The organism is Klebsiella sp. ME-303 (assembly GCF_007910085.1).
In the GTDB taxonomy this organism is placed as follows: Bacteria; Pseudomonadota; Gammaproteobacteria; order Enterobacterales; family Enterobacteriaceae; genus Klebsiella; species Klebsiella michiganensis.
Map to the genome: position 1 here is coordinate 12,729 of NZ_VOJB01000070.1, position 18,284 is coordinate 31,012.

General features: G+C 60.1%; 18 protein-coding genes. 9 read left to right on the forward strand and 9 right to left on the reverse strand.

Annotated elements, in window-relative coordinates; genetic code table 11:
• Complete coding sequence (eefB, locus tag FQK12_RS10575) at positions 1 to 3,108, reverse strand: multidrug efflux RND transporter permease subunit EefB (protein WP_014227294.1); 3,108 nt, start codon at positions 3,106 to 3,108, stop codon at positions 1 to 3.
• Entirely contained in the window at positions 3,108 to 4,232 is a 1,125-nt protein-coding gene (locus FQK12_RS10580) for an efflux RND transporter periplasmic adaptor subunit (RefSeq protein ID WP_014227293.1), read from the reverse strand. Before FQK12_RS10580 ends, eefB begins: the two co-directional genes overlap by 1 nt.
• Positions 4,233 to 4,685: 453 nt before the next feature.
• Here FQK12_RS10580 and FQK12_RS10585 point away from each other — a divergent pair, with 453 nt between their 5' ends.
• Entirely contained in the window at positions 4,686 to 5,102 is a 417-nt protein-coding gene (locus FQK12_RS10585) for a GNAT family N-acetyltransferase (RefSeq protein WP_014227292.1), read from the forward strand.
• A 215-nt stretch (positions 5,103 to 5,317) separates the two neighbouring features.
• Here FQK12_RS10585 and FQK12_RS10590 read toward each other — a convergent pair whose 3' ends face one another.
• The gene (locus tag FQK12_RS10590) at positions 5,318 to 5,965 is read right to left on the reverse strand and encodes a TetR/AcrR family transcriptional regulator (protein WP_014227291.1); all 648 of its coding nucleotides are present in this window, start codon (positions 5,963 to 5,965) and stop codon (positions 5,318 to 5,320) included.
• Between the two features lie 80 nt (positions 5,966 to 6,045).
• Between FQK12_RS10590 and FQK12_RS10595 the strand changes: the two genes are divergently transcribed.
• Complete coding sequence (locus FQK12_RS10595; protein ID WP_014227290.1) at positions 6,046 to 7,542, forward strand: MDR family MFS transporter; 1,497 nt, start codon at positions 6,046 to 6,048, stop codon at positions 7,540 to 7,542.
• On the opposite strand, the gene FQK12_RS10600 is transcribed toward FQK12_RS10595, so the two are convergent.
• On the reverse strand, positions 7,539 to 8,453 hold the full coding sequence (locus tag FQK12_RS10600) for a LysR family transcriptional regulator (protein ID WP_014227289.1): 915 nt from the start codon (positions 8,451 to 8,453) through the stop codon (positions 7,539 to 7,541). The genes FQK12_RS10595 and FQK12_RS10600 overlap by 4 nt on opposite strands.
• A gap of 102 nt (positions 8,454 to 8,555) precedes the next feature.
• Here FQK12_RS10600 and FQK12_RS10605 point away from each other — a divergent pair, with 102 nt between their 5' ends.
• The 4 genes from FQK12_RS10605 to FQK12_RS10620 all read left to right on the forward strand — a co-directional run bounded on the left by FQK12_RS10605 (position 8,556) and on the right by FQK12_RS10620 (position 11,727).
• A complete protein-coding gene (locus tag FQK12_RS10605) occupies positions 8,556 to 9,176 on the forward strand; it encodes a pyridoxamine 5'-phosphate oxidase family protein (protein ID WP_014227288.1) in 621 nt (206 codons plus the stop codon).
• Between the two features lie 130 nt (positions 9,177 to 9,306).
• Positions 9,307 to 9,777 (forward strand): DUF1348 family protein, encoded by a 471-nt coding sequence (locus tag FQK12_RS10610; protein WP_014227287.1) that lies wholly within the window; start codon positions 9,307 to 9,309, stop codon positions 9,775 to 9,777.
• Positions 9,778 to 10,032: 255 nt separating this feature from the next.
• Positions 10,033 to 10,842 carry a lipoprotein NlpA gene (gene nlpA, locus FQK12_RS10615; RefSeq protein ID WP_014227286.1) on the forward strand — a complete coding sequence of 270 codons (810 nt, stop codon included), beginning with the start codon at positions 10,033 to 10,035 and terminating at the stop codon, positions 10,840 to 10,842.
• A gap of 24 nt (positions 10,843 to 10,866) precedes the next feature.
• Positions 10,867 to 11,727 carry a DMT family transporter gene (locus tag FQK12_RS10620; protein WP_014227285.1) on the forward strand — a complete coding sequence of 287 codons (861 nt, stop codon included), beginning with the start codon at positions 10,867 to 10,869 and terminating at the stop codon, positions 11,725 to 11,727.
• Here FQK12_RS10620 and FQK12_RS10625 read toward each other — a convergent pair.
• Entirely contained in the window at positions 11,719 to 12,273 is a 555-nt protein-coding gene (locus tag FQK12_RS10625) for an NUDIX hydrolase (RefSeq protein ID WP_014227284.1), read from the reverse strand. The genes FQK12_RS10620 and FQK12_RS10625 overlap by 9 nt on opposite strands.
• 169 nt (positions 12,274 to 12,442) lie before the next feature.
• Between FQK12_RS10625 and FQK12_RS10630 the strand changes: the two genes are divergently transcribed.
• The gene (locus FQK12_RS10630) at positions 12,443 to 13,222 is read left to right on the forward strand and encodes an MBL fold metallo-hydrolase (protein ID WP_014227283.1); all 780 of its coding nucleotides are present in this window, start codon (positions 12,443 to 12,445) and stop codon (positions 13,220 to 13,222) included.
• A gap of 14 nt (positions 13,223 to 13,236) precedes the next feature.
• Positions 13,237 to 14,190 carry a GlxA family transcriptional regulator gene (locus FQK12_RS10635; protein ID WP_014227282.1) on the forward strand — a complete coding sequence of 318 codons (954 nt, stop codon included), beginning with the start codon at positions 13,237 to 13,239 and terminating at the stop codon, positions 14,188 to 14,190.
• Here the strand turns inward: FQK12_RS10635 and FQK12_RS10640 are convergent.
• The 4 genes from FQK12_RS10640 to FQK12_RS10655 all read right to left on the reverse strand — a co-directional run bounded on the left by FQK12_RS10640 (position 14,187) and on the right by FQK12_RS10655 (position 17,286).
• A complete protein-coding gene (locus tag FQK12_RS10640) occupies positions 14,187 to 15,236 on the reverse strand; it encodes an NAD(P)-dependent alcohol dehydrogenase (RefSeq protein ID WP_014227281.1) in 1,050 nt (349 codons plus the stop codon). The two genes, FQK12_RS10635 and FQK12_RS10640, sit on opposite strands and share 4 nt — an antisense overlap.
• Positions 15,237 to 15,394: 158 nt before the next feature.
• A complete protein-coding gene (locus FQK12_RS10645; RefSeq protein ID WP_004855548.1) occupies positions 15,395 to 15,697 on the reverse strand; it encodes a putative quinol monooxygenase in 303 nt (100 codons plus the stop codon).
• 1 nt (position 15,698) lies between these two features.
• Positions 15,699 to 16,706 carry a zinc-binding alcohol dehydrogenase family protein gene (locus tag FQK12_RS10650; RefSeq protein ID WP_014227280.1) on the reverse strand — a complete coding sequence of 336 codons (1,008 nt, stop codon included), beginning with the start codon at positions 16,704 to 16,706 and terminating at the stop codon, positions 15,699 to 15,701.
• A gap of 112 nt (positions 16,707 to 16,818) precedes the next feature.
• The gene (locus FQK12_RS10655) at positions 16,819 to 17,286 is read right to left on the reverse strand and encodes a DUF3237 domain-containing protein (protein ID WP_014227279.1); all 468 of its coding nucleotides are present in this window, start codon (positions 17,284 to 17,286) and stop codon (positions 16,819 to 16,821) included.
• Between the two features lie 187 nt (positions 17,287 to 17,473).
• Between FQK12_RS10655 and FQK12_RS10660 the strand changes: the two genes are divergently transcribed.
• A complete protein-coding gene (locus FQK12_RS10660; RefSeq protein WP_014227278.1) occupies positions 17,474 to 18,079 on the forward strand; it encodes a shikimate kinase in 606 nt (201 codons plus the stop codon).
• Positions 18,080 to 18,284 lie beyond the last annotated feature (205 nt).

Below are 18,284 nucleotides of genomic sequence, written 5' to 3' on the forward strand. Positions count from 1 at the left end.
TTACTCCTGAGAAGAACGATGGCGGGTGAAGAAACGTTTCACCAGCACAAAGAACAGCGGCACGAAGAACACCGCCAGCAGCGTCGCGGTCAGGGTGCCGCCGATAATTCCGGTACCGATCGCCACGCGGCTGTTGGCCCCGGCTCCGGTGGCGATCGCCAGCGGCAGCACCCCGGCTATAAACGCCAGCGAGGTCATCACAATAGGGCGTAGACGGGTCTGCGCGGCGCGCATGGCGGCACGCGACAGGGAGTAGCCCTCTTCCACCGCCGATTCAGCGAATTCGACGATCAGAATGGCGTTCTTCGACGACAGGCCGATGGTGGTTAATAGCGCCACCTGGAAGTAAACGTCATTGCTCAGACCGCGCATCCACGCCGCCAGCGCCGCGCCGAGCAGCCCAAGCGGGATCACCATGATCACCGAGAACGGTACCGACCAGCTCTCATACAGCGCCGCGAGGCACAGGAAGACCACCAGAATCGAGATAGCGTAGAGGCTCATCGCCTGGCCGCTGGCGAGTTTTTCCTGCAGCGACATGCCGCTCCACGCCCAGGTGGTACCGGCGGGCAGGTTATTGGCTAAGGCCTCCATCTTGTCCATTGCCGCGCCGGAGCTGAAGCCGCTGGCGTTCTCACCCTGGATTTCAAAGGCGGCGGAACCGTTGTAGCGCACCAGGCTTTCCGGACCGTATTGCCAGCGGGTGGTGGCGAAGGCGGAGAACGGCGTCATGCTGTCGTCGCTGCCGCGTACAAACCATTTACCGAGGTCGGACGGCACGGCGCGGGCGTCGCTTTCGCCCTGGATATAGACCTTCTTCACGCGACCGCGATCGATAAAGTCGTTAACGTAGGTCCCCCCCCAGGCGCTGGAAAGGGTATCGGTGACATCGCTTAACGACAGCCCGAGCGACACGGCTTTGTTATTATCGATATCCACCTGCAGCTGCGGCATTTGCGGCAGATCGTTGGCGCGCACCGATTGCAGCTCGGTACTTTGATTCGCCGCGGCCAGCAGCTGGCTGCGCATTTTCATCAGGCTATCGCGATCGGTACCGCCGCTGGCCAACAGTTCGAAGGTGAAGCCGTTGCTCTGCCCCAGGCCATCTACCGACGGCGGGGTCATGGCGAACAGGGTGGCGTCGCGAATGCCGCCGAGCTCTTTGGTGGCGCGCAGGGCGATGGCCTGAGCGGTATTTTCTTCGCCTTTACGTTCGGACCAGTTTTTCAGCGACACGAAGGCCATCCCGGCGTTTTGTCCGCTGCCGCTAAAGCTAAAGCCGTCGACGGTAAAGATCACGTCGGTATTGGCTTTCTCTTTCGTCAGGAACCAGTCGGTGACCTGGCGGCGAACCTCGGCGGTACGTACCGCCGTCGCCCCGGCGGGCAGCGTGTACTGGACCATGATTTCGCCCTGATCCTCCGTCGGCAGGAAGCTGCCCGGCAGTTTCCACATCGCCAGCGCCATGCCGCCGCAAATCAGGACAAAAGCGCCCATCATCATCGCCGAGCGGCGCAGGCCGCCAACAACACGATGCTGATAGCCCTGCTCGGTGCGTCCCCACAGGCGGTTAAAGGCGCCGAAGAAGCCTTTGGTATGCGGTTTAGAATGGCTCAGCAGCGCGCCGCACAGCGCCGGGGTTAAGGTTAAGGCGACCACCACGGAGAGCATCATCGCCGAGATAATGGTCACCGAGAACTGGCGATAAATCACCCCGGTTGAGCCGCCGAAGAAGGCCATCGGCAGGAACACTGCCGAGAGCACCAGGGCAATGGCGATCAGCGCGCCGGAGATTTCGCCCATCGATTTTTCGGTGGCTTCGCGGGCGGGCAGCCCCTCGTCGCGCATGATACGCTCGACGTTTTCCACCACCACGATGGCGTCATCCACCAGCAGGCCTATCGCCAGCACCATCGCAAACAGCGTCAGGGTGTTGATGGAGTAGCCGAACAGCGCCAGCACGCCGAAGGTGCCCAGCAGCACGACCGGAACCGCCACCGCCGGGATCAGCGTGGCGCGGAAGTTTTGCAGGAACAGATACATCACGCAGACTACGAGGATAATCGCCTCGAACAGCGTCTGAATCACATCCTCCACCGAGATTTTGATGAATTCGGTGCTGTCTTTCGGATAGGCGATATCGTAACCCTGCGGCATCTGACGCTGGAACTCGGCAATCTTGTTTTTCACCAGCGTCGCGGTATTCAGGGCGTTAGCGCCCGGCGCCATCATCACCGCGATCCCGGCAGCCGGATGGCCGTTGAGATTGGCGGAGGCGGTGTAATCTTCGCTGCCCATCTCAACGCGGGCGACGTCGCTCAGGCGCACCACCGAACCGTCGCTCTTGCTCTTGACGATAATCTCTTTGAACTGGGCGACGGTTTGCAGCCGCGACTGGGCACGCACGGTGGCGGTCAGCTGCTGCGCGTTGGAGGCGGGTAGCGCGCCGATTTTACCGGCGGACACCTGCACGTTCTGCGCCTCAATGGCCGATTGCACATCGGATGGCATCAGCGAATAGGAGGCCAGTTTGGTCGGGTCCATCCAGATGCGCATGGCGTATTCCGCGCCAAACACCTGCAGGCTGCCGACGCCTTCAATACGCGCCATCGGATCCTGCATGTTGCTGACCAGCCAGTCGGAGATATCGGAGCTGGTGGCTTTGTTGTTTTTGTCATACACCGCGAGGATCAGCAGGAAGCTGCTCTGCGATTTCTCCACCGTTACGCCGGACTGCTGAACTTCGCTCGGCAGACGAGATTCCGCCTGCTGCACTTTGTTCTGTACCTGAACCTGGGCGGTATCCGGATCGGTACCCTGCTCAAAGGTGACGGTAATGCTGACCGAGCCGTCGGAGCTGCTGGTGGATGTAAAGTAGAGCAGGTTGTCCAGCCCGGTGAGCTGCTGCTCAATAACCTGGGTGACGCTGTTTTCCAGGGTTTCCGCAGAGGCCCCGGTGTAGGTGGCGGAGATTTTTATCGCCGGCGGGGCGACGTCAGGATACTGGGCGACCGGCAGGGTGCGGATAGCCAGAATCCCGGCGAGCATAATCAGAATGGCGATAACCCAGGCGAAGACCGGGCGTCGCACGAAGAAACGGGAGAACATCAGGCGTTGCCTCCGTCATTTTTGACTTCGGCGGCTTTGACCTGCTGGCCCGGCGCCACTTTGCCGGTCCCTTCGACAATCAACCTGTCGCCGCTCTTCAGGCCGTTGACGATAAGCCATTTGTCGCCGTAGGTTTCGCCGGTTTCCACGCTGCGCTGTTCAACCTTGTTATTAGCGTCAACCACCAGCGCGGTGGCATCGCCTTTGGCATCGCGGGTGATGCCCTGCTGCGGGGCGAGGATCGCATCGTTCATGATGCCTTCGTCTATGCGGGCGCGAACGAACATCCCCGGCAGCAGCACGTGCTGCGGATTGGGAAAGACCGCGCGCAGCGTGACCGAGCCGGTCGATTCATCCACCGCCACTTCGGTCAGCGCCAGGCGACCTTTTTCGCTGTAGGTGCTGCCATCTTCAAGAGTCAGGGTGACGTTAAGGGTATCGCTGTTGCTCGCCAGGCTTTGCTTACGCAGGCGCAGCAGATCGACGCTGGATCGGGTGAGATCGACGTACATCGTATCCAGGCCGCGGATCGTCGCCAGCGCGGTATCCTGATCGGCGGACACCAGCGCGCCCGGCGTGACGGAAGAGATCCCGATGCGCCCGGCAATCGGTGCGGTCACGGTGGTCCAGTTCAGATTGATGCGCGCGCTTTCCAGCGCCGCTTTTTTCGACTCGACGCTGGCCTTATCCTGGTTACAGGTCGCTATCGCGTCATCGGCGTCCTGACGGGAGACGCCGTTATCTTTGACCAGCACCGCGTAGCGCTGGGCTTTTTGGCAATCGGCGATGACCAGCGCCTGGGCCTGTTTCAGCGATGCGGCGGCTTCGTTAAACGTCGCGCGATAGCTTGATGGGTCGATTTGGTACAGCGCCTGTCCGGCTTTGACCATATCGCCCTCGGTAAACAGGCGTTTTTGCACGATCCCGCCGACCTGCGGGCGCACTTCGGCGCTAAGCGAGGCGGTGGTGCGTCCGGTCAGGCTGCTCACCACCGGGACAGGCTGGCCGTGCAGGGTAACGACACCCACTTCCTGCGTCATCTGCTGCGGGGAAGCGTTTTGCGCATTATCGCACCCGCTAAGGAGAAATAATGCTGCTGCGATGGGGGCTAAAGTATATTTCATTATATTTTCTCAGGATGAACGACGTCCGCCCCGCAAATTCAGTGGCGGGGTGATGGGCCGGGCGATGATGCATCTCCGGGCAAGCACAAATAACCCAATGGGAAATAAATATTCCTGTTTGCAGTAAATAACTCGGTGAATACCGCTATTGATTAAGCGGTTTTTCCGAGATTTTCCCGTGCGGCGAATACGGCATCAGACGGCGGTTACAGGCTCTGAACCGAGCGATAACGCCTGCTACAGGGCATTACTTGTGGGGTTCTCCATGGTTTTTGGTTTTGAGAATGATCGTTCTCATTTTTCCCCATTATACGTCTGTACCGAATGATGGGAAGGTTTTTTACACAAAATTTAGTGCAGGGAATTTAGTCAGGAAATAATGGAGAAAAAAAGGATATTTTGTGAAAGTAGGGTGGTGAATGGTCTGTGAAAAATAAAAGATGGAGATAATCAATGACATTAATAATAACAGAGAACATTAATCCCGCCGATCAAGAAGAGCTGCTGGCGGGACTGCGGGAATACAATCTGCGCTTTCTGGACCCGGCTCAGTTCGGCGAGCTGGGCGTTTATTCACGCGATGACGCTGGCGCGATGCGCGGCGGATTGATCGGTAAACGCAAGGGCAGCTGGCTGTGTATTGAATATCTGTGGGTCAGCGAAGCCTCGCGCGGCAGCGGCCTTGGCAGCGAGCTGATGCATGAAGCGGAAAACCAGGCGCGGGCGCGCGGCTGCAGCCACGTGCTGGTGGATACGTTCAGCTTTCAGGCGCTGCCGTTTTATCAGAAGCTGGGCTATCAGCTGCAGATGTCGCTGCCGGGTTTTCCGCACGTGGGCATGCAGCGCCACTATTTATCGAAAGCATTGTAAACCTGGCCTCAGGAGACCCTCCCGGAGGCGGCGCTGTGCGCCTGTCCGGGCTACCCGAACGCAGGCGGCTGTGAAGCGGATTGAATCCCCCGGATAGCGGCTGTCGCCTTATCCGGGCTACCCGATCGCAGGCGGTTGTGAACCGGATTGTATTCCCCGGATTGCAGACGGCTGTGAACCTGTAGCCCGGCTAAGCACAGCGCGAGCCGGGGGAATTAGCCGCCGATCCCCCGGCCTGTCAGCGCCAGGGCGTGGCTGACAATCATCTTCCGGTCTACCGATTGCAACCGCGGATCGGTGTGGGTGCGGGAAAACGGCACCAGCACCAGGCTTATCAGGGTGGTAAACAGCAGCTCCGGGGAGAGCGCCGGATTAAGCTTGCCCTCCCGCTGCCAGCGGCGCACCGTCTCCAGCATCTTGTGGTACTTCTCATCGCCAAAACGCGCGTGCATATGCTGGCGCAGCACCGGCATCTCGCCGATGATCTCCTGCATCCACAGCGGCGCGAACCACGCGTTTTTCTCCGCCATGGCCGCCAGGGTTTCAATAAGCAGCGTAAAAGCGGTGACCGGATCGTCGCCGTGCGCGACAAAAATTTGTCCGATCTCGCTGCGTAGCGGCATAAAGCGCTCTTCGACCAGCTTTTCCACCAGCGCTTCGCGCGAGCTGAAGTAGTAGTGCAGCATCGCGGGCGTTACCCCCGCCTCTTTGGCGATGGCGTTCAGCGAAATGCGGGCGATCCCGTGGCGGGCAAACAGCGCCAGGGCAATATCCATCAGCTGTTCGCGGTTGGCGGAGCCGGATTTCTGCCCGCGCGGGCGACCGGGACGACGCGGGGCTTCGTTGTCTTTTTGTGCTGACATCCTGTGGCGATCCCTTGACCAGATTCATCATTTCCCTAAATATTAATTATGCATTTAATTAATTTCAAGCGAGTGATGCTATGACATCTGAAATCGCCAGCCAACCGGCGGTGCCCTCGATCCGCCTGCTCTTCAGCGCCCTGCTGCTGGTGATGCTGCTCTCGGCGCTGGATCAGACTATCGTTTCCACCGCGCTGCCGACCATCGTCGGCGAGCTCGGCGGGCTGGATAAGCTCTCCTGGGTGGTCACCGCCTACATCCTCAGTTCGACCATCGCGGTGCCGCTGTACGGCAAATTCGGCGATCTGTTCGGGCGCAAAATCGTTCTGCAGGTGGCGATTGTGCTGTTTCTTGCCGGTTCCGCCCTCTGCGGGCTGGCGCAAAATATGACCCAGCTGGTGCTGATGCGCGGCCTGCAGGGGCTGGGCGGCGGCGGCCTGATGGTGATCAGCATGGCGGCGGTGGCTGACGTCATCCCGCCGGCGAATCGCGGCCGCTATCAGGGCATGTTCGGCGGCGTCTTTGGCCTGGCGACGGTAATCGGGCCGTTAATCGGCGGCTTCCTGGTGCAGCACGCCTCCTGGCGCTGGATTTTTTACATCAACCTGCCGCTGGGGCTGTTTGCGCTGCTGGTGATCGGCGCGGTTTTTCACAGCAGCAACAAGCGCAGCCAGCACCAGATCGACTGGCTGGGGGCGATTTACCTCAGCATGGCGCTGCTGTGCATCATCCTGTTTACCTCCGAGGGCGGCAGCGTCCGCGCGTGGAGCGACCCGCAGCTGTGGTGCATCCTGGCGTTTGGCCTGGTCGGGATCGTCGGCTTTATTCATGAAGAGCGGCTGGCCAGCGAGCCGATTATTCCGCTCTCCTTATTCCGCAACCGCAGCTTTTTGCTGTGCAGCCTGATTGGCTTTGTTATCGGCATGGCGCTGTTCGGCTCGGTGACCTTCCTGCCGCTCTATTTGCAGGTGGTCAAAGAGGCGACGCCCACCGAGGCGGGCCTGCAGCTGATCCCGCTGATGGGCGGCCTGCTGCTAACCTCGATCGTCAGCGGGCGCATTATCAGCCGCACCGGCAAGTATCGCGTATTTCCGATTATCGGCACCCTGCTGGGGGTCGTCGGCATGGTGCTGCTGACGCGCATCACCATCCACTCCGCGATGTGGCAGCTGTACCTGTTTACCGGCGTGCTGGGGGCGGGCCTGGGGCTGGTGATGCAGGTGCTGGTGCTGGCGGTACAGAACGCGATGCCCGCGCAGATGTACGGCGTGGCGACCTCCGGGGTCACGCTGTTTCGATCGATTGGCGGTTCCATCGGCGTGGCGCTGTTTGGGGCGGTGTTTACTCACGTGCTGCAAAGCAATCTCCAGCGCCTGCTGCCGGAAGGGGCGCAGCTGCCGAGGGCGCTAAACCCGGCGGCGGTGCAGAATCTCCCGGCGGAGATCCGCCTCGATTATCTGGACGCTTTCGGGTCCGCTATCCATGCGGCGTTTCTGATGGCGGCCTGCATTATGGCGGTGGCATTTGCCCTCTCCTGGCTACTGAAAGAAGCGCCGCTGAAAACCGGCACACGCTAGACGGCGGCGGCAATACGCAACAGCGCCCGACGCAGAGCCGGCGCGGCGAAATCGATAAATTTACGCAGCTTAAGCGGAGCCAGATCCCGCGAGGTGTACAGCAGGTGCACCGGTGCAGGCTCTGGTTCCATCGCCTGCAGGAGCAGCTTCAGCTCGCCGCGGGCCAGGCCGTCGATCGCCTGGTAATGCAGCAGGCGCGCCACGCCGGCCCCCAGGCGGGCGGCGTCGGCGGCGCTCTCCGGCGTGGTCAGCGACAGCACCGGCTGCAGCGCCACCAGCCGGTCCTCCGCCTCTTCGGCATTAAAGCGCCAGCCGCGATAAGGCATTGGCGATTCAATACGAATGATCGGTAGCGCGGCCAGCTCGCGCGGGCGTTCGGGTATGCCGTGTTTTTCCAGCAAAGCCGGGTGCGCGCAGGTCACAATGCGCATCTCGCCCAGCCGGGTGGCCACCATCCCGCTGTCCGGCAGCGTACCGATACGCACCGCTAAATCAATATGATCGCCCACCAGATCGGCGTTGCGGTCGCTAAGCAGTAAACGGACGCGAATCTGCGGGTAGCGGGCGAGAAAATCCGTCACCACCGGCAAAACATGCTGACGGCCAAACATGGTCGGCGCCGAGAGAACCAGTTCGCCTTTTGGCTCCTGATATTCGCCCGCCGCCTGGCGCTCTGCGTTCTCCACCTCTTCGAGAATGCGCCGCGCGGCGGCGACATAATCGACGCCGGCATCGGTCAGCGTCAGCTTGCGGGTGGTGCGGATCATCAGGCGCACGCCGAGGGTATTTTCCAGTTCGCCAATCTGGCGGCTAACGGTGGTCAGGGGCATATTCAGCGCCCGCGCCGCAGCCGACATGCTGCCGAGTTCGGCCACTTTCACCAGCAGCGCCATCGCGCTGAGTCGGTCCATAATTATCCCGTTTTACGGAAAGATGATTGTCATATTGCCACTATTATCTTTTCTGCCAGCACAGTCCATGATGAGTTATGCCGCAACGCATCGGGAGGACCTATGCCAGCAGAATTTCTTGATATCGCCATGACGCCGGACGTGATGGATGTCCAGCATGAAATGGGCAGCGATGAGCTGTGGCAGTCGCCGCATCGCCAGCGCCGGGGTGAGCGCTTCGGCGCCAGCGAGGAGGCGATGATTGCCACCCGCGACAGCTTCTATCTGGCCACCCTTTCGCAAACCGGCTGGCCCTATATTCAGCATCGCGGCGGCCCGGTGGGCTTTCTGCATCTGCTGGATGAAACCACCCTTGGGATGGCGGATTTTTCCGGTAATCGCCAGTACATCACCACCGGCAACCTGCGCGGCAGCGATCGGGCCTGTCTGTTTTTGATGGATTACCCGCGCCGTGCCAGGCTGAAAATCTACGCCACCGTAGAGGTTGTGGCGGTGGATGCCGACCCGCAGCTGCTGGCGCAGGTCGCGCCGGAGAACTATCGGGCCCGGATTGAGCGCATCTACCGTTTCCACTTACAGGCTTTTGACTGGAACTGCCCGCAGCATATTACCCCCCGCTACACCGCCCGGCAGGTGGCGGAGTATAGCCAGACGCTGCAACAGCGTATTGACGAACTGGAGCGGGAAAATCAGCGCCTGCAGCAGCTTATATACCCAAAATAATTCGAGTTGCTTAAAGGCGGCAAGGGAGTGAGTCCCCAGGAGCATAGATAACTATGTGACTGGGGTGAACGAGTGTAGCCAACACATAAGCAACTTGAAGTATGAAGGGTATTCATACAGGAGATTCATGATGACCGAACAACGTCCGCCTCTGCCGCCGTTCACCCGCGAGAGCGCCGCACAAAAAGTCCGTGCCGCTGAAGATGGCTGGAACAGCCGCGATGCCGCTAAGGTCGCGCTGGCCTATACCGTCGAGAGCGAATGGCGTAACCGCAGCGAATTTGTTCACGGCAGAACGCAGATTATCGACTTCCTGCAGCGCAAATGGCGTAAAGAGCAGGAGTACCGGTTGATTAAGGAACTGTGGGCGTGGAGCGATAACCGTATTGCGGTACGCTTTGCCTATGAGTGGCACGACGACAGCGGCAACTGGTTTCGTTCATACGGCAACGAGAACTGGGAATTCGACGAGCACGGACTGATGCAGACGCGCTACGCCTGCATCAACGATCTGCCCATTACGGAGAGCGAGCGTCTGTTTCACTGGCCCCAGGGCCGTCGCCCGGACGATCACCCGGGGCTGAGTGAGCTGGGGCTGTAAGGCGCCGTTCTGCGGAACGAGCCTCACCGTTGAAGAGATCCCCGGAGGCGGCGCTGCGCACCTGTCCGGGCTACTCGATCGCAGCCGACGGTGAACCCGTAGCCCGGGCAGGCGCATCGCGCCGCCCCCGGGAGAAAGGGGGAAGATGATTTTATTTCCGGTTGCGGTTTTTGCGTTTAAAACCCCAGCACAAAGTCGTTATAGTTTCAGACGAAAAAATAATAACGATTTCTATGGACTGACGGGGTGATAACAATGAAATTGCGTTTACGGACAGCCGCCGCCGTGATGCTGGCGGGCCTGCTGCTGGCGGGCTGCGACCAGAAGGGCAGCGATGCGAAACACATTAAAGTCGGCGTCATTAACGGCGCGGAACAGGATGTGGCGGAAGTGGCGAAGAAAGTGGCTAAAGAGAAATATGGCCTCGACGTGGAGCTGGTGGGCTTTAGCGGCTCGCTGCTGCCGAATGAGTCCACCAACGCCGGCGATCTGGACGCCAACGTCTTTCAGCATCGCCCGTTCCTCGAACAGGATAATAAAGCCCACAACTATCGCCTGGTGGCGGTGGGCAACACCTTCGTCTTCCCGATGGCGGGCTACTCGCGCAAAATAAAATCCGTCGCCGAGCTGAAAGACGGCGCGACCATCGCCATTCCGAACGACCCGACCAACCTGGGCCGCGCGCTGCTTCTGCTCCAGCAGGAAAAGCTGATTACCCTCAAAGCGGGCACCGGCCTGCTGCCGACGGCGGTTGATATCATTGACAACCCGCATCACCTGAAAATTATGGAGCTGGAAGGAGCGCAGCTGCCGCGCGTCATCGACGACCCGAAGGTCGACGTGGCGATCATCAGCACTACCTACCTGCAGCAGACCGGCCTTTCCCCGGTGCGCGACGGTATCTTTATTGAAGATAAAAACTCGCCCTATGTGAACATCATCGTGACCCGCGAAGACAACAAAGACGCGGAAAACGTCAAAGCGTTTATCCACTCCTACCAGTCGCCTGAGGTGGCGAAGGCGGCGGAGACGATCTTCAACGGCGGCGCGGTGCCCGGCTGGTAATCACTCACACAAGGAGACGTGGCGATGACCCGGCAACGCCAGGCTGATTTGCTGCTCATAGCCGCGACGGTTATCGCCGCCTGCGGATGGATTTTTTCCCGGGAAGCGATTGCCGGCATGCCGGTTTTCGCTTTCCTCGGCCTGCGTTTTTTATTCGCCGCGCTGCTGCTGCTGCCTTTCTGCCGCGGCCTTCGCGTCGAGAGGCAGCAGTGGCCGCGCATGATTATCAGCGGCCTGTGGTTTGCGCTAAACCTGTGCCTGTGGATCTACTCGGTATCAACGACCCCATCGCTGGGCGAAGGGGCGTTTATTATGAGCCTGTCGATGCTGTTCGTGCCGCTTACCGCATGGGTGATGATGAAGGCGCGGCCGGCGCGGGCCTACTGGGAGTGCCTGCCGATTGCGGTTGTCGGTCTCGGCTTACTCAGCCTGCATATGCCGATTGCGTTTCACCCCAGCCAGGGCTGGTTCCTGTTGACCGCGCTGGTGCAATCGATCTGGTTTTGCTACACCAGCAAAAGCGCCCGCGAGGTGCCGCTGATCCCGCTGACCACCGTGCAGCTCGGCATTACCGGCATTGTCGGACTGGGGATCTCCGCCGCCGTTGAAAGCTGGACTCAGCCGTTTACCCTGCCGACCTTCGGCTGGCTGCTCGCCAGCATCGTTATCGCCACCAGCCTGCGCTTCGGCCTGCAAATGAAGGGGCAGAAGTACGCGGCGGTCGCCAGCGCGGCGATTATTATGGTGCTGGAACCGCTGCTCACGGTGATTGCCGCCGCGCTGTGGTACGGCGAACAGCTACCGCTGCAGAAAATTATCGGCGGCCTGCTGATCCTCGTCGCTCAGCTGTGGTTCCGCTGGCGGATGCTGAAGCCGCTACGCTAAACCGGTGCGCCGCTGCGCCATCAGATGCAGCAGCGGCACCAGCGATAGCCCGTCCGGCATCTCGCCGCGGGCGATCAGCTGGCCTATCTCTTCGAGGGTAAACCAGCCCGTTTCCATCACTTCGTCCTGATCTTCATCCATTCCCACCCAGGTCAAATCGTGGGCCAGCCAGGTAATAAACAGCTGGTCGCTGCTGCCGTAGGAGGGGTTATAGCGGATAATTTCGTCGGCGCGCTGCGCCTGCCAGCCGGTCTCTTCCCGCAGCTCGCGCAGGGCCGCCTCGCGCGGGTCTTCGCCTTCATCGACGCCGCCGGAAGGAATCGCCCACACCACCCGATCGATCAGGTAACGGTAGTGGCGAATCAGCAGCACTTTGTCATCCTGCATCGCCACAATTCCCACCGCCGGGCGAGGATAGTGAATGGAGAAAAAATCCCGCCGATCGCCGGGGGCCATATCAATTCCGACCTTGCGCATGCTGAACCATGGGGTGTCTGCCAGAACCTCGACATCGTGCATATCGGCGGAGGTGAGTTTCTTTTTCATCGTAGCCACTGTTCCTCAAAGTTGAGCATTCAGCACACCATAGCCGGGAGCCGATGGCAACCGTCGCAGATTGGCCCGATTTCATCGTTCATTGCCCAAACGCCCATATTGCGCCAGGCTTGTGGGACGTACGATGTTCAGCAGATAACCGCAAAGAGGAATGAACATCATGAAAATCACCCATGTGCGTAATGCTACCCAGCTTATTGAATATGCGGGTAAAAAGTTTCTCATTGACCCGATGCTTTCTGACAAAGGCGCCTGGGCGGGCTTTGCCGGTACCGCGCGCAGCGAGTTGCGTAACCCGCTGGTGGAACTGCCTTTTTCCATCGAAACGATCGTTGACGTGGATGCCGTTATCGTCACTCACACTCATCAGGATCACTGGGACGAGGCGGCGATCGCCGCGATCCCCAAAACCCTGCCGGTTTATGTCCAGCATGACGCCGACGCTCAGCTGCTGCGCGGCCAGGGCTTTCGCGATATTCGTCTGCTCTCTGAGGACAGCGCGTTTGCTGACGTTGCGCTGGTGAAAACCACCTCGGGCCAGCACGGCAGCGACCGCACCTATGCGGTGCCGGCAATGGCCGAGCGCCTGGGCGAAGCCTGCGGCGTGGTGCTGCGCCATCCGCAGGAGAAAACCCTGTGGCTTGTGGGGGACACTATCTGGCGCGATGAAGTGGAAGCCGACATGCTCAGGCTGCGCCCTGACGTGGTGGTGCTGAATGCGGGGTATGCGCACGTCATCGGTTTTGGGCCGATCATCATGGGCAAAGAGGATGTGCTGAAGGCGCACTTCGTCCTGCCGGAAGCCAAAATCGTCGCCAGCCATATGGAAGCGGTGAACCACTGTCTGCTGAGCCGCGATGAGCTGCGCCAGTACGTGGCTGACAATCAGATTGCCGAAGCGGTCAGCATCCCGCAGGATGGGGAAAGCATGGTCTTTTAGAAGCGGAGCGGGCGATGAAACTCACGGAAGTGGCGATTGTGGCGGTGGACGGGTTTAGCCCGTTTCACTACTCGGTGCCCTGTATGCTGTTTGGCGATACGGTCTCGGAAACCAAACGCTTTAACCTGCATATTTGCGCCGAACGGCCGGGGCTGCTCAGCGCCCGCGACGGCTTCGCGCTGAACGCCAGCGGCGATTTTTCCCTCCTGGCGCAGGCGGATATCGTGGTGGTGCCTTACTGGGGGGCGGTGAATCAGCGCCCATCGCAGCCGCTGCTTGACGGCCTGGTTCGCGCGCGCAATAACGGCGCGCAGATCGTCGGCCTGTGCCTCGGGGCGTTTGTACTCGGCTACGCCGGGCTGCTGGACGACAGGCGCGCGGCGACCCACTGGGAGTTTGAGCAGGATTTTCAGCGCCAGTTTCCGCAGGTGCGGCTGGATATCAACGCGCTGTACGTTGACGATGAGGGGATTATTACCTCGGCGGGCACCGCGGCGGCGCTCGACTGCTGCCTGTATCTCATTCGCCAGCGTTTTGGCAGCCTTGTCGCCAATCAGATCGCCCGGCGGATGATCGTCCCGCCGCACCGTGAGGGCGGCCAGGCGCAGTTTATCGCCCAGCCGGTACCCAAAAACACCCGCGACGCGCGGATAAACGGCCTGCTTGAGTATCTCCAGCAGCACATCCGCGAACCGCATAATCTCGACTCGCTGGCGCAGGTCGCGGCGATGAGCCGCCGGACCCTGACCCGCCATTTCGCCAAAGCGACCGGCATGGGCATCGCCGACTGGCTGGCCGCCGAGCGCCTGCGGCGCAGCCAGATCCTGCTGGAGGCCGGGGATTTACCGGTCGGGCAGGTGGCGGAGGAAGTGGGCTATCGCTCCGCCGTAACCTGGCGCCAGCAGTTTAAAGCGCGCTTTGGCGTCAGCCCGGCGGAGTGGCGGCGCACTTTTCGTCGCGGGGCTTAGCCGCCGAGCGTGGCGCTGTCGATGACGAAGCGGTATTTCACGTCGCCTTTAATCATCCGCTCCCAGGCCTCGTTAATCTGGTCGCCGCGTATCAGCTCTATATCGGCGACGATACCGTGCTCGGCGCAGAAATCGAGCATCTCCTGGGTTTCCGGGATGCCGCCGATCATCGACCCGGCAATTGACCGGCGGCGGAAGATCAGATTAAACACTTCCGGCGAGGGATGCGGCGTGGCGGGCGCGCCCACCAGCGTCATGGTGCCGTCGCGTTTGAGCAGGGTGGTGAAGGCATCGAGGTTATGCGGTGCCGCCACGGTGTTGAGTATGAAGTCGAAGCTCTTCAGGTGGGCGGCCATTTCGTTTTCGTTGCGCGAGACCACCACTTCGTCCGCACCCAGCTCCCGCGCCGCGTCACGCTTGGATTCCGAGGTGGTAAAGGCCACCACGTGGGCGCCCATGGCGTGGGCCAACTTGATGCCCATATGCCCCAGCCCGCCAATGCCCACGATGCCGACTTTTTTGCCCGGTCCGACGTTCCAGTGGCGTAGCGGCGAGTAAGTCGTGATGCCCGCGCACAGCAGCGGCGCGACGGCGGCCAGCTGCTCTTTGGGATGGCGGACGCGCAGCACGTAGCGCTGATGCACAACGATCTGCTGGGAGTAACCGCCGAGCGTGTGGCCGGGCGCGTCCTGCGTCGGGCCGTTATAGGTGAGCACCATACGATCGCAATAGTTTTCCAGCCCGTCCCGGCACTCCTCGCACTCTTTACAGCTGTCGACCATACAGCCGACGCCCACCAGATCGCCAACGGCGTGGCCGGAGACCCGGCTGCCTACGGCGGTCACCCGGCCGACGATTTCATGGCCCGGCACGCAGGGATAGAGCGTCCCTGCCCACTCGGAGCGGGCCTGGTGTACATCCGAGTGGCAGACGCCGCAATAATCAATGGCGATCTGCACATCGTCCGGCCCCGGTTCGCGGCGGGTGATGGCCATAGACCCCAACGGCTGGCTGGCCGAGTTCGTTCCAATAGCGTTGATCTGCATAGCAAAACCTCTTCTACATAACGGCGTTGAATAAAAAGGAGGGGGAGAGCGTTTTTTGAGCGGCAGGATCAAGCGTAGCCTGGTTGAGGCGCGATGGGTGGGGGAGAGCTCAAAGGGTTAAAGATAGGCTCACCCCCGCAAACGGAGTGCAGAAAATATCAGGGCGCGACGGGCGTCAGATAATCCAGCCGCAGCGGCCCGGCAAGCAGGCTATCCATCTGCGCAATAAAATCCTGGAAGTGCGGCAGGGCGATATGCGCGTCCAGCGCTTCCTGATTGCGCCAGGATTCGCGCATATAGAACGTATCCGGCGCATCGCGCAGCTGAAACAGGGCGTAATCGAGGTTGCCTGGCTCCTGACGCGTCGGCAGCAGCAGCGCCTGCAGGGCCTGGCGCAGCGCGTCGCTGTGGCCCGGTTTCGCCGTCAGCACCGCGAGAAGTGAAATCGCCTCGCCGCTCATCTTAAAAGCCCTCCAGCACGATTTTGCCCACCGAACGCCCGGTTTCCAGCTGCGCGTGCGCTTTTTGCAGGTTGGCGGCGGTGATGGCACCGTAGTGCTCGCCGAGGGTGGTCTTAATGGTGTTGTTGTCAATCAGCGCGGCCACGCGGGTCAGCAGCTGATGCTGGGCGATCATGTCCGGCGTTGCGAACATCGAGCGGGTAAACATAAATTCCCAGTGCAGGGAGATGCTTTTCGCCTTCAGCGGCACCACGTCGAGGGTTTCCGGGTCGTCAATGAGCGCCAGCTTGCCCTGCGGTGCGAGAGCGGCGATCAGCTGCGGATAGTGCTGGTCGGTATTGGTCAGGCTGGCGACGTGGGTCACCGCTTTGACGCCAATCCGCGCCAGCTCTTCGGCGAGCGGTTTGCTGTGATCGATAACATGATGCGCGCCCGCTTCCCGTACCCATTTCTGGCTTTCCGGACGCGAGGCGGTACCAATGACCGTCATACCGGTGAGCTTGCTGGCGAGCTGGGTCAGTATCGAACCGACGCCGCCCGCCGCGCCGACGATCAGCAGCGTGTCACCCGCGTTGCCGCCTTCCTCTACGCCAAGACGGTGGAACAGCAGCTCCCAGGCGGTAATGGCGGTGAGCGGCAGCGCGGCGGCGGCGGCATTATCCAGCGAACGTGGTTTGCGGGCGACGATGCGCTCATCCACTAACTGAAACTCGCTGTTGCTGCCCGGACGGCCCAGCGCGCCGGCGTACCACACTTCATCTCCTGCGGCGAACAGCGTCACCGCGCTGCCGACGGCTTTCACCACGCCCACCGCGTCCCAGCCCAGCACGCGCGGGGTATCGGCGTTAAACCCGGCGCGGACTTTGGTATCCACCGGGTTGACGGAAATAGCCTTCACTTCAACCAGCAGGTCATGCCCCTCGGCAACCGGCTGCGGCAGCTCGATGTCGGTTAAAAAAGGAATATTGCTGCCTTCTGCCGCCGCGCGGGTAATGGCGATCGCTTTCATACACTCTCCGGTTTTGAATAAGGTTCATCGTTTGAATGTATTGAGGATAGACCGCGGCACGCGGGGGAAAAATGGCCCGACGGCGATAACAGTTATATTGAAAACGTGAAAATCAGCGGACGCGATAAAAATCGAGCATCACGCCGTCCTGCGTGCGGCCGCCGGAACAGATAAACAGCGAGGTGGTGAGCCAGCGCAGCGCCGGCGCATCCACTTCAAAAGTCGGTACGGTACGAAAATAGATAGCTTCCGGCGGAATATCGCTAAAAAAGCGCATATCGTCGCCGAATAGCCGTTCTTTATACTCTTCGGGTAGGCGGCGAATGCCGTTGTTTTCGATGTATACCGTGCCTTCTTCCACGTGTAATGCATAGCGGGCGGAGAGGCGGCAGGTGCCGTCAGGTTCGACGATCTGGCTGTCGACGCCGCCGGGTAAGACGTGGCCGTTAAGCTCACCGCGTACGGTTCCGCTCAGGATTGGGATCAGCTGACGTTTCCCGCTCTGCGGGCTGCGGGAGACGATGACCGGTTTGTCGACCTGAATGGTGATAGAGAAGCTGTGTTCGAGTTCGGGTGTCATCATTGGTCTCCTTTCTAAGCCACGTTATCCCGTTAGTGTAAGGATTTAAAGGTGAAGGGAATAACGCAAACATTGGATGGAAATAATTGGCTGGGGAGATGGAAGTGAACAAAAAACGGCCGCGACCGCGGAATTATTTGGCGTATTCTGCTGACATAATGCTTTCACACGGACGCGAGGAATAAAGATGAATACGCTATTTCTGATTGGCCCCGGCGGGGTGGGAAAAAGCACGGTTGGAGCGCTGCTCGCGCAGGCGATGAGCTACCGGTTTATCGATCTCGATAGAGAATTTTGCGAGCAGATTTTAAATATTCGCCAATATATTCAGCGCAATGGATACGAGCGCTATGTGCGTGATAACGCCGCGCTATGCTCTCGCCTGCTGGCGGAGAATCCGCATGAAAAACGAGTGGTGGTGCTCTCATCGGGATTTCTTGCCACCGATGTCTGCCCGGAGATTGTCGTCGGGAATCGACAGCTTGTGCGGCAGTCCGGGTACTCCATCCTGCTACTGCCTTCAGAGGATATTGATATCGCTACGCGCATAGTGGTCGCGCGCCAGCTGACACGCGGCTTTGGTCTGGTCAGAGAAAAAGAAGAGATGAAGTTCCGCCAGCGCTTCAGGGAATATTGTGCATTAGACGATTGCCGGGTGGTTTCGTCTGAGGAGCCAGAGAGGGTGGCGGAGCTGGTGCAGGAGAAGGTGGCTGCGGAACAGCGGAAACAAAAAAGCCTGGCGGCGATGCGTGAACTGAGCGAGCTGTCACAGAAGCTGGGATTGTCTAACTAAACGCCATGCAGCGCAGCTCGGTGGGAATTACACAGGCCCAAAGATAATCCCGGATCGCGTAGGCCGGGCAAGGCGCCGCCCGGCAGAAAGGTGAGCACAGCAGATAAAACAGGTTTAGCCAAATGATTTTATTCGTGAGAATCGGAATCCTCAGTGCTACTTTTTAGGCTCTGTTTTCCACTGTAGCAAAGCAGCAATATCCTTC